This window comes from Lacibacter sp., from assembly GCF_035299325.1.
Lineage (GTDB): Bacteria > Bacteroidota > Bacteroidia > Chitinophagales > Chitinophagaceae > Lacibacter.
On sequence record NZ_DATGWT010000036.1, the window covers coordinates 24,905 to 36,021 of the forward strand.

General features: G+C 40.7%; 11 protein-coding genes. 5 read left to right on the plus strand and 6 right to left on the minus strand.

What is annotated here, in order from left to right:
* Position 1: 1 nt before the first annotated feature.
* From VK159_RS19490 to VK159_RS19510, 5 genes are all read right to left on the minus strand, one after another.
* On the minus strand, positions 2 to 619 hold the full coding sequence (locus VK159_RS19490) for an ABC transporter ATP-binding protein (protein ID WP_324231848.1): 618 nt from the start codon (positions 617 to 619) through the stop codon (positions 2 to 4).
* Entirely contained in the window at positions 600 to 1,406 is an 807-nt protein-coding gene (lpxA, locus tag VK159_RS19495; RefSeq protein ID WP_324231849.1) for an acyl-ACP--UDP-N-acetylglucosamine O-acyltransferase, read from the minus strand. Before lpxA ends, VK159_RS19490 begins: the two co-directional genes overlap by 20 nt.
* Entirely contained in the window at positions 1,399 to 2,820 is a 1,422-nt protein-coding gene (locus VK159_RS19500; protein ID WP_324231850.1) for a bifunctional UDP-3-O-[3-hydroxymyristoyl] N-acetylglucosamine deacetylase/3-hydroxyacyl-ACP dehydratase, read from the minus strand. Before VK159_RS19500 ends, lpxA begins: the two co-directional genes overlap by 8 nt.
* A 51-nt stretch (positions 2,821 to 2,871) precedes the next feature.
* The gene (lpxD, locus tag VK159_RS19505; protein WP_324231851.1) at positions 2,872 to 3,924 is read right to left on the minus strand and encodes a UDP-3-O-(3-hydroxymyristoyl)glucosamine N-acyltransferase; all 1,053 of its coding nucleotides are present in this window, start codon (positions 3,922 to 3,924) and stop codon (positions 2,872 to 2,874) included.
* 77 nt (positions 3,925 to 4,001) lie between these two features.
* Positions 4,002 to 5,219: an HD domain-containing protein gene (locus VK159_RS19510; protein ID WP_324231852.1), complete on the minus strand. Its 1,218-nt coding sequence runs from the start codon at positions 5,217 to 5,219 to the stop codon at positions 4,002 to 4,004.
* A gap of 102 nt (positions 5,220 to 5,321) precedes the next feature.
* Between VK159_RS19510 and VK159_RS19515 the strand changes: the two genes are divergently transcribed.
* The 5 genes from VK159_RS19515 (at position 5,322) to VK159_RS19535 (ending at position 10,511) form a co-directional block, all read left to right on the plus strand.
* The gene (locus VK159_RS19515; protein WP_324231853.1) at positions 5,322 to 6,878 is read left to right on the plus strand and encodes a bifunctional response regulator/alkaline phosphatase family protein; all 1,557 of its coding nucleotides are present in this window, start codon (positions 5,322 to 5,324) and stop codon (positions 6,876 to 6,878) included.
* A 131-nt stretch (positions 6,879 to 7,009) separates the two neighbouring features.
* On the plus strand, positions 7,010 to 7,303 hold the full coding sequence (locus VK159_RS19520; RefSeq protein ID WP_324231854.1) for a hypothetical protein: 294 nt from the start codon (positions 7,010 to 7,012) through the stop codon (positions 7,301 to 7,303).
* A gap of 95 nt (positions 7,304 to 7,398) precedes the next feature.
* Entirely contained in the window at positions 7,399 to 8,175 is a 777-nt protein-coding gene (locus VK159_RS19525) for an MBL fold metallo-hydrolase (RefSeq protein ID WP_324231855.1), read from the plus strand.
* A gap of 56 nt (positions 8,176 to 8,231) precedes the next feature.
* A complete protein-coding gene (locus VK159_RS19530; protein ID WP_324231856.1) occupies positions 8,232 to 9,200 on the plus strand; it encodes a ComEA family DNA-binding protein in 969 nt (322 codons plus the stop codon).
* Between the two features lie 171 nt (positions 9,201 to 9,371).
* Positions 9,372 to 10,511, plus strand: a complete 1,140-nt coding sequence (locus VK159_RS19535; protein WP_324231857.1) for an acyl-CoA dehydrogenase family protein — start codon at positions 9,372 to 9,374, stop codon at positions 10,509 to 10,511.
* Positions 10,512 to 10,563: 52 nt separating this feature from the next.
* On the opposite strand, the gene VK159_RS19540 is transcribed toward VK159_RS19535, so the two are convergent.
* Positions 10,564 to 10,737 carry a hypothetical protein gene (locus tag VK159_RS19540; RefSeq protein WP_182802073.1) on the minus strand — a complete coding sequence of 58 codons (174 nt, stop codon included), beginning with the start codon at positions 10,735 to 10,737 and terminating at the stop codon, positions 10,564 to 10,566.
* Positions 10,738 to 11,117: the final 380 nt, after the last annotated feature.

The window sequence follows — 11,117 nt, forward strand, 5'->3', positions numbered from 1 at the left end:
ATTATTTATAGTCCATGATGCTGAGCTTGTGATTGCAGAATTTGTATTCCACTTCATCATTGCTACTTACGATTACTAACCGGTTACTGCAATTTTCATTGATCAACTTGTGGTATAGTGAAATGCCATCTGCATCTAAGTTCGTGCATGGTTCATCAAGTAATACAACTGGTACATCACTTAAAATGGCTTGTGCCAGTTTAACCCGTTGTTTCATGCCGCTACTGAAGTTACGAAGCTGTTTATTGCTTGCTTTTTCCAGTCCAAGTAAATGAATTATGCTCTTTGCAGTAAATGATGGAAGAAAGGATTTGAATGACTGGTGAAATTCAAGGAACTCAACCAAGGTCATTTCTTCGGGCAATTCAAGATAAGGAGCTGCAATACCGATATATTGATGATGATGTTCTGCCGCAATACTTTTATCTGCATTTATAAAATCAAGTTTCCCTTCGGAGTGTTGCACAGCACCTGCAATAATCTGCAATAAAGTTGATTTACCCGAACCGTTGTTACCGGTTATAGCATACGCATCAGCATCTGTAAATTCGTAAGTGAGGCCCCGAAAGATCCATTCCCTGTTGTATCGCTTGCCGGCATCAGAAAGCAATATCTTCATCACCGCTGGTTTGTGAATGACGTTTGATAATGCCGATCTCAGATTTCTTTATAAAACCAAGGATCTCGTCTCTGGTTTCTGTTGAAGGCAACATGCTTTCGATCAGCTCAACAGCTTTCGACACAATGTGCTTCTCAACGAAAAGTATATGATAGATCTTGAAGATTTCTTCAATGGTTTCTTTGCTGTAACCACGGCGGCTTAAACCTACATTGTTAATACCCACATAGCTTAAAGGCTCACGTGCTGCTTTCACATAAGGCGGAACATCCTTGCGGATGGCGCTCATGCCTGCTATATACGTGTGTTTCCCAACGTGAGTAAACTGATGAGCAGCACTCATACCACCAATAATAGCATAATCATCAATCGTAACATGTCCTGCTAACTGAACGGAGTTGGCAAGAATAACATTGTTACCAACAACACAATCATGTGCAACATGTGCGTAAGCCATGATAAGGCAATTACTGCCAACCTTTGTTGTATTCTTATCAGTAGTACCCCGATGAATGGTTACACATTCACGAACGGTGGTATTATCACCAATCTCAGCTAATGTATATTCGCCACGGTACTTCAAATCTTGTGGCACAGCACCAATAACAGCACCGGGAAAAATGTTACAGTTTTTTCCAATGCGTGATGCTGAGAAAATAGTGACGTTGCTCATTACATGTGTTCCATCTCCAATTACCACATCATCGTGAATAACGGAAAACGGATCAATGGTTACATTGGCACCTATCTGAGCATTGGGGTGTATATGAGCAAGGTTACTAATCATTCTTGGTTCTTTTTACAATTTGAGCAGTAAGATCACCTTCACACACCACTTTGCTGCCCACAAAGATGGTTCCTCTCATTTCAACAATACCTCTGCGGATGGGATTTTTCAATTCCATTTTTAAAATTAAGGTATCGCCGGGTACTACTTTCTGTTTGAATTTACAATTATCTACCTTCAAAAAGTAAGTATCGTATTTATCTTCTGTATTTTTTGGTATCGCCAGTAAGCCGCCACACTGAGCCAGTGCCTCAATTTGTAACACACCTGGCATTACATAATTGCCCGGAAAATGTCCCTGGAAAAAGGGTTCATTATAGGTTACATTTTTTACACCTACAATATAAGTATCTGTAAGATCAATGATCTTATCAACTAAAAGAAAAGGGTAGCGGTGAGGAAGGATTTTTTCAATTTCCACAACATCATGTACCGGAGGTTTATCGGGATGATAAACAGGAACATTTACTTTGAACCGGTTCTTTTTGATGTGCTCTTTGATCTTGCGTGCAAACTCCACATTACTTGCATGACCCGGACGGTTGGCAATGATGTGTGCTTTGAAAGGCATGCCCACCAAGGCAAGATCGCCAACAAGGTCAAGCAGTTTATGACGGGCAGGCTCATTTGGGAAACGCAACTGCAGATTGTTGAGATATCCCTCGCTGGTTACCGCAAACTTTTCTTTACCGAATGCTTTTGAAAGCGTTTCAAGTTGCTCATCACTTACGGGTTTATCAACCACCACGATTGCATTGTTGAGATCACCGCCTTTAATGAGATTATTTTTTAGGAGAAACTCAAGCTCGTGGAAAAAAGAAAAGGTTCTGCACGATGCAATTTCATCATTGAACTCACCGAGATTACTCATTTGTGCATGTTGTGTACCAAGCACAGGTGAGTTGAAATCAATCAATGTATTGATGCGGAAAGTATCGGCTGGCATGGCTACCATTTCCACTTTCTTATTCTCATCGAGAAAATAGATATTATGGTCGATACTGTACCATGTTTTGATGGCATCCTGTTTTTTGCGTCCAACTTTTTGCAAAGCTTCAACAAAGGGTTGTGAACTACCGTCAAGGATCGGAATTTCCGGTCCGTCTATTTTAATAAGCACATTATCTACGTCACAACCGGCAAAAGCTGCCAACAGATGTTCCACTGTACTAACAGAAGCTCCGTTGTTTGAGAGCGTTGTGCTGCGGTTTGTTTCAATTACAAAATCCACATCAGCCTTTACTGTTGGCTGATCAGGAAGGTCGATTCGTTGAAAAATAATGCCTGTATTGGGCTCGGCGGGTTCGAGAGTCATATTTACCGGGGAGCCGGTATGGATGCCCACGCCGGAAATGGTAATTGACTCAGCCAGTGTATGTTGGTTGGTATGCCCGTTGCCGTTACTCTGATTCATGGGCACGAAAGTAATAAAAAAGAGGTGAAACGACCGTAAGCGTATAAGAGGCTAAATACTTTCTTTTTCGGCCATCAATTGTTTGATGAGAAATTCCAGTTCAGCAATGCGTTTTTCAAGATCGGGCAGGTTGCGGAAAATAGCCTGACTGCGCAGGGTACTGGTATAATCAAAGGCAGGTGAACCAGTTACCACACTGTTTGGCTGCTTCATTGATTTGCTCACACCACTTTGGGCGTTAATGCGGCTGCCGTCGGCAATAGTGATATGGCCAACAATGCCTGCCTGTCCACCAATCATTACACGGCTGCCGATCTTGGTACTGCCGCTTATGCCTGTTTGAGCAGCAATAACAGTGTAAGTACCTATTTCAACATTGTGAGCTATCTGGATCAGGTTATCAAGTTTGGCACCGTGGTGAATAATGGTTGAACCCATGGTTGCCCTGTCGATGGTGCAATTTGAACCAATCTCCACCTCATCTTCAACCACCACATTGCCAATTTGAGGAACTTTTTTATACGTACCGTCTGGCTGTGGTGCAAAACCAAAGCCATCACCACCTAAAACTGTCCCGGCATGGATGATCACTTTGTTGCCAATAACGCAGTTATGATAGATTTTTACCCCGGGATTAATAACTGAGTTGTCGCCAATTACAACACCGTTACCTATATAACAATGAGGGTGAATTTTTACGTTCTTTCCCAGCTTCACATTTTCACCGATATAGGTAAATGCACCAACAAAAACATTTTCAGCAATAGTTGCCGATTTGGCTACGAACGACGGCTCCTGAATACCTACCATCTTTTGCTCCATGATCTGTTCGTAAGCCTGGAGCAAAGTGGCAAAAGCACTGTAAGCATCGGGTACACGGATCAGGGTGGCGTCAATCGATTGCCTTAGCTCCAATGATTCATTAATAATAATGATGGAAGCACCGGTGCTGTATAAATAATCTTCGTATTTGGGATTGGCTAAAAAGGCGAGTTGACCGGCAACTGCTTCTTCAATCTTATTGAAAGAATTTACTGTGGCGTTAGGATTACCCTCTAACGAACCTTTAATAATGAGCGCAATTTGCGAAGCCGAAAACTCCATGTATCCTGTCTTAATGTTTTAAAGTTACTTTCAAAAACGATGCGAAACAATCTTTTACTTTGCCATTTGTACACTTTTTACCGAAGTGCAGGCTGGCAAAGATAGAACTTACGAACGGGGCTGGCGATAGCTTTATGGATCAATCCATACTCTATTTCTGATATATCTTTAACCGTTCCGTCTTTATAAAGAATATTAATATGCTCGTTGCCGGGGTTGTACATTCTGTTCTCAGCAATGCCGTTAAACACAAAATAGCCAACTTCTTCGCTGCTTAACGACAACTGTTCCATTGCCTTTTGCTGCACAACCTCCATTTCTTTTTCATTAAACGGCTGCATCTGTAGTTTTGTTTTAAGCATATTACGGTTTAACAACCATTGACTGAGTGTGCTCAATACTTTATCAGGGTGGTGCATCCATTTTTTGATGGAAGCAAGCACATCATAATCATCCAGTTCGCAAAACTTAGCTAGATTATTACGAATAAACGTGGCCGAATGTGTTGTGCGCAGAAATTCATCCAGAACAGGATTTGAAGAGAAAGCTCCTGTTTCTTCTTTTGCCAAAACCCTTGCACGATCGAGGATCTTCACCAGCATATTCTCTGCACTCAAAACTGTTTTGTGGAGGTAGGCTTGCCAATACATCAACCTGCGGGCAACCAGGAATTTTTCAATGCTGTACACTGCTTTTTCTTCCACCATCAACTCATTGTTATGCACCACCATCATTTTAATGATACGGTCGTAACCAATCACCCCCTCACTCACACCACTGTAAAAACTATCACGGGTGAGGTAATCCATCCGGTCAACATCTAATTGACTGCTGATGAGCTGGTGCAAAAAAAGTTTGTGATAAGTGCCTTTGAAAATGGAGATAGCAAGTTCAAGTGCCCCGTTAAATTCTTTATTAAGATGTTCAAAAATGAGTAGTGAAATCTCTTCGTGATGCACATCTTCAATCAACACATGTTCCAATGCATGACTGAATGGTCCGTGACCAACATCGTGCAATAAAATTGCCAGCTTTGCGGCCTGTTCTTCTTCAGCCGTTATTTCAACTCCTTTATTTTTTAATTCAAGCAATGCCTGGCACATGAGGTGATAGGCGCCCATGCTGTGATGCAATCTAGTATGCACAGCACCCGGATATACCAAATGAGCCAGTGCCATTTGATGAATGCGTCTTAAACGCTGGTAAAAAGGATGGGAGAGTATTTTATAGATCAACTCATCATCAAAGGTGATAAAGCCATAAACCGGATCGTTTACTATTTTCCTGAATTTCATTGTTAATCTGTTAAATATCAAGGCAGCAAGTGTGCAAAGGTAATGTCTTGTGGTCTGAAACTTGTACCTTGAGCACTTAACTTTTGTTTTAAACCAATAAGCATGGCATTAGCAAAAATTCTTTGGGTAGATGATGAAATTGAAAGTCTGCAATCACAGAAACTCTTCCTCGAAAATAAAGGCTACGAAGTACACACTCTCACCAATGGGTTTGATGCAATTGATTATGTAAAAGAAAATTTTGTTGATGTTGTGTTGATGGATGAAACCATGCCCGGCATAACCGGTTTGGAAACATTGACGAAGATCAAAGAAGTGAATCAATCGATACCGGTTGTCCTTATCACCAAAAATGAAACAGAGAACCTGATGGACGATGCTATTGGTTCGCAGATCAGTGATTATCTTATTAAACCGGTTAACCCCAACCAGGTGTTGCTGAGTTTAAAAAAGATCATTGACAACAAACGTTTGGTGAGTGAAAAAACAACATCGGCTTACCAGCAGCAATTTCGCAATTTGTTCATGGCACTCAACAGCAATCCGAATTACAATGAGTGGATGGATATTTATAAAAAACTTGTGTATTGGGAACTGGAGATGAGCAAGGCCGATAGCCCCGAAATGAGTGAGGTATTGCAGCAACAGAAAAGCGAAGCCAACAATGAATACTTCAAATACATATCAAGGCATTACGCTGATTGGTTGAAACCTAAGTCGGCTGAAGCTCCCATCATGAGCCATACACTGTTCAGGTTTAAAGTATTGCCGCATGTAGAGAAAGGAACGCCATTATTTTTTATCCTGATCGATAATCTTCGCTTCGACCAATGGAAAGCCATTCAACCCATTTTTGCGGAGAACTTCCGTATAGCAGAAGAAGAATCGTTCTATTCAATATTACCTACGGCAACACAATACAGCCGTAATGCAATTTTCAGCGGGTTATTACCTGTTGATATTGAAAAGAAATTTCCGAAGCAATGGAAGAACGATAATGATGAAGGAGGAAAAAATCTGCATGAAGAAGAATTTTTCAGGGAGCAGTTAAAGCGATTGGGAAAAGGAGATTTAAAAGTATCGTTTACCAAAGTATTGAATCATCATGCAGGGCAGGAGTTGGTGAATAATATCCATAACCTGTTGCAGAACGACATTAATGTGATCGTGTACAATTTTGTAGATATGCTTAGTCATGCAAGAACTGAAATGGAAGTTTTGAAAGAGCTTGCAAACGATGAGAAAAGCTACCGAAGCATTACCACCAGCTGGTTCGAACATTCGCCGCTTAACCAGGCACTGAAGAAGATCGCCGATAAAAAGATCAATATTGTAATGGCGACCGATCATGGCAGCATTCGGGTGCAGAAACCGTCGAAGGTTATTGGCGATAAAGAAACAACCACCAACATCCGTTATAAACATGGCCGCAACCTCAACTTCGAACCAAAAGAGGTATTGGCCTTCCGTGATCCGGCTGAGGCAGGTTTGCCGATGCCCAATGTAAACTCATCGTTCATTTTTGCAAGAGAGGATATGTATCTATGTTATCCTAATAATTACAACTATTATGTGAACTATTACCGTAATACGTTTCAGCATGGTGGCGTGAGTTTGGAAGAAATGATTATTCCCGTGGTGCGGATGACGAGCAAATAGCATTAACTACGAGGTACAAAGTAAGAAGTACGATCAACCCTGCTGTGGAAAAGTCTTACTTAATGAAACAGGTTATGAGCGGCAGTAACGGTAAATTTGCAACGAACTAAAGATCCCTTTGGGGATTGGGCATGAAACTGAATCAAACAACATTAGATAAATTAGAAGATGTGCTTGAAGAAAGCGGCTACGTGGTACGTTACGAACGTGGCACCTTCCAAAGCGGCTATTGTATATTGGAGCAGAAGAAAGTAGTGGTGCTCAATAAATTCCTGATGCAGGAAAGTCGCATCAACACCTTGCTCGAACTAATTCCACAGGTGAACATCAACTTCGATGCACTTACAGCCGGTTCACAAAAATTGTACGAAGAAGTAATGGCGCTGGCTGAAGCTAAAGCAAAAGCTACCAATGAGGAATCATAAATGAAGAATGAGAAATTAAAAATGAAGAAGATAATTCACTGTGAAAGAAACTTTTTCATTTCTCATTTTCAATTTTTCATTTATAAATTTACCCGGTGAGTTATCCTCCCATCAAAATCACTTTTTTAGGAACAGGCACCAGCAGCGGTGTACCCATGATCGGTTGCGATTGTGAAGTATGTACTTCAAATGATCCAAAGGATAATCGTCTCCGCAGCAGTATCATGGTTGAAACAGCAGAAACAACCATTGTCGTTGATACAACACCCGATTTCCGTTACCAGATGCTTCGGCTTGGTATCAAAAAAGTTGATGCCATTATTTTCACACATCCACACAGAGATCATATTGCAGGTTTAGATGATGTACGTGCATTTAATTACATCAGTCAGAGGTCAATGAAAGTGTATTGCAATTACCTCACAGAAGAAGCACTTCGTCGTGATTTTTATTATGCGTTTTCAGATACCCGTTATCCGGGTGTTCCTGAGATCGATCTTCATACGATCACAGAAGAACCGTTTACAATCAATGATCTTTACATTGAACCTATTTTGGTTTGGCATATGAAAATGCCGGTCTATGGATTTCGTTTCGGACCGTTTACCTATATCACCGATGCGAATTACATTGAAGAAAACGAAAAGCAAAAAATCAGAGGCAGCAAGACGATGGTGTTGAATGCTCTTCGAAAAGAGAAACATATTTCACATTACAATCTTGAAGAAGCTGTTGAACTGGTGCAGGAATTGGAAGTGCCGGAAGCATATTTCACACATATCAGTCACCAGTTAGGTTTACACGCAGCAATTACTACAGAATTACCCTCAGGTATCCATCTGGGTTATGATGGATTAGTGCTGAATTTATAAGCAACTACCCGCTTTGTAGTATTTCATTTTCCTTGCTCAACTGCTATTTTAGAGGTATGCAGTTTACCCAAACCAAATGGGTGAAGGAATATTTCTCCTTCACAAAGAAAGAACGTAATGCCATCATCATACTTGGTTTACTGGCGTTGTTCTTTTCTCTTTTGCCCACCATCTTCCCTTTTCTTGTGAAAGACGATATTGAACTGGTTGTTGATACGGTTGCCCAGCGAGAATTAGCCGCATTGGAAATTCTCCCCGATAAAAATGAAACTACAGCTGCTTCCTATTCCGATGCTGATCTCTATAAACCCAAAGAATCAAAGTTTGAAAAATACCGGAGAGAGAAAATAACCGGCGAATTATTTTTCTTTAATCCAAACACAGCTACAGCAGAGGAGTGGAAGCGTTTAGGCTTGCGTGATAAAACGATTCAGACAATTCTCAAATACCGAAGCAAAGGCGGAAAGTTTTATGCACCAAAAGACCTGCAACATATTTATGGCTTGTATACCGATGAGTATGAACGCTTATTGCCTTATGTACAAATTGAAGCACCAACAAAAAGATTTACGGAATCGACAATCGTTTCAACTGAAACTAAAACGGAACGAAAAGAATACAATGCGGTTGTTGTTGATATTAATCATGCTGACACAACAACCTGGAAACAGCTGAAAGGAATTGGCTCAGCTTACGCAAGACGCATCGTTAACTTTCGTACCAAACTTGGTGGGTTTGTTTCAATAGAACAGATTGGTGAAACATACGGTTTGCCCGATTCTGTTTTTCAGAAAGTGAAACAGCAATTACGACTTGGCAGCTCAGCTATCAACCAAATTGATGTGAACAATTCCACAGTTGAACAGTTAAAAGCACATCCTTACATTGGTTTTTCCGTGGCCAATGCCATTGTACAATACAGGAGCCAACATGGCAATTTCTCCACAATTACCGATCTGCAAAAGATCGGCGCTATAGATGAAGCACTTTATCGGAAAATCAGTCCTTATCTTACAGTAAAGTAAAGGGGAAAATTTTCTCCCTTTTTTTGCTAACATATGTTAGTGTTCACTTATATTTGCAGTGCCGTTTCGATTGATTGCTACATGTAAAACAGTTGAGTCATGGTGCTGGTTTTATCGTCAGTTCATGGCTCAACTTATTTTAATGGCAGATCGGGAATAAATAAACAGACGATGGATTTTAAACAAAACGAAATAACTCAGCAGGTAGCGCAGGTGGCAAGGGATTTTGCACACAAACACATTAAACCGCATGTGATGGAGTGGGATGAAACCCAGCATTTCCCAAAAGATGTGTTGCAGGAAATGGGTAAGCTTGGATTGATGGGCATGTTTGTTCCTGAAGAGTATGGGGGAAGCGGATTTAGCTACTACGAATATGTGGCAGCCATTGTTGAAACAGCGAAAGTTTGTGGTTCAGTGGGGTTAAGTCTTGCAGCTCATAACTCACTTTGTACCGGGCATATTTTGTATTGTGCGAACGAGGATCAAAAGAAAAAATATTTGCCAAAGCTTGCAAGTGGTGAATGGATCGGTGCCTGGGGCTTAACAGAACCAAACACCGGTAGTGATGCAGGTAATATGCAAACCACAGCAGTGAAGGATGGTGATGATTGGGTATTGAATGGAACAAAATGCTGGATCACACATGGAATTAGTGCAGAAGTTGCAGTTGTTATTGCCCGTACGGGTGAACCAAGAGTGAGCGGTAACTCCACAGCTTTTATTGTTGAAAGAGGAACCCCGGGTTTTAAAGCTGGTAAAAAAGAAAATAAGTTAGGAATGCGTGCCAGCGAAACTTCTGAAATGATCTTTGATAATTGCCACATTCCTGATGCAAACAGAATTGGTAAAGTTGGAGATGGTTTTCGCCAGGCTTTGAAAATATTAGATGGTGGTCGTATCTCTATTGCAGCATTATCGTTGGGCATTGCAAAAGGTGCGTTTGAGGCTGCATTAAAATATTCTCAGGAACGTCATCAATTTGATCAGCCAATTGCAAATTTTCAGGGAATTTCTTTTAAATTAGCGGATATGGCAACCGAGATCGCTGCTGCTGAATTGCTCATCATGAAAGCCGCTGATCTCAAGAACCGTGGTGAAAAAGTGACGGAAGCCGGAGCAATGGCCAAATATTATGCAAGTGAGGTTGCCGTAAGAGTTAGTAATGATGCGGTTCAGATTTTTGGCGGTTACGGTTATACAAAAGACTTTCCGGTTGAAAAATATTATCGAGATTCGAAGCTGTGTACAATTGGAGAAGGTACAAGTGAAATACAAAAGATCGTTATAGCCCGTGAGCAATTAAAATAAGTAATCAAGCATGAGAGAAAGCGGCCGCTCCGAAAGGAGCGGCTTTGTTATTTTAATCAAGAAAATCATCTTCGTCTTTTGGTCCGTATTTATCGAACAATTTATCAATAGCGCCACCAAAGATTGGGAACTTCTCCTTTGCAAAATTCTTGATCACTTCAATTGATTTATAAGCTTGCTGCTCAGTTAATCCTTCGGCCATTAAACGGTTGATGAGATCCTGCATAATGATTGGTTTAAGGTTTAAAGGTAAAGGTTGAATGTTGGATAGAAACACGCCTGTCCTACTAAAGTTATTCAGGCGGTAATGACACAGATTTTAATGAATAACAAGGGATTTAAATCTGTGTTCATCTGCTGCATCCGTTTCATCTGTGACTCTATCTTCTTCAACAAAAAACCTGTTGAAAAAAATCAACAGGTTCAATTATAATTCACGTTCGTACTTCGTATTTCTTACCTCGTACTCAGGCTTATGCTACTTTCAGCAATCCAAGTTTGCTCTTATCAAATTTGTGCATTGCATAGTCGAGTGTAAGATGAAATTGTTTTTCATCGCTGCCCGGCAGATCAAACATAGCATCAGTTAAAATACTTTCGCAGATA

Coding starts and splice junctions, on each gene's coding strand:
- VK159_RS19515 (WP_324231853.1), top strand. CDS start 5,322: ATGGCATTAGCAAAAATTCTTTGGGTAGATGATGAAATTGAAAGTCTG.
- VK159_RS19530 (WP_324231856.1), top strand. CDS start 8,232: ATGCAGTTTACCCAAACCAAATGGGTGAAGGAATATTTCTCCTTCACA.
- VK159_RS19520 (WP_324231854.1), top strand. CDS start 7,010: ATGAAACTGAATCAAACAACATTAGATAAATTAGAAGATGTGCTTGAA.
- VK159_RS19490 (WP_324231848.1), bottom strand. CDS start 619: ATGAAGATATTGCTTTCTGATGCCGGCAAGCGATACAACAGGGAATGG.
- VK159_RS19500 (WP_324231850.1), bottom strand. CDS start 2,820: ATGAATCAGAGTAACGGCAACGGGCATACCAACCAACATACACTGGCT.
- VK159_RS19510 (WP_324231852.1), bottom strand. CDS start 5,219: ATGAAATTCAGGAAAATAGTAAACGATCCGGTTTATGGCTTTATCACC.
- VK159_RS19540 (WP_182802073.1), bottom strand. CDS start 10,737: ATGCAGGATCTCATCAACCGTTTAATGGCCGAAGGATTAACTGAGCAG.
- lpxD (WP_324231851.1), bottom strand. CDS start 3,924: ATGGAGTTTTCGGCTTCGCAAATTGCGCTCATTATTAAAGGTTCGTTA.
- lpxA (WP_324231849.1), bottom strand. CDS start 1,406: ATGATTAGTAACCTTGCTCATATACACCCCAATGCTCAGATAGGTGCC.
- VK159_RS19535 (WP_324231857.1), top strand. CDS start 9,372: ATGGATTTTAAACAAAACGAAATAACTCAGCAGGTAGCGCAGGTGGCA.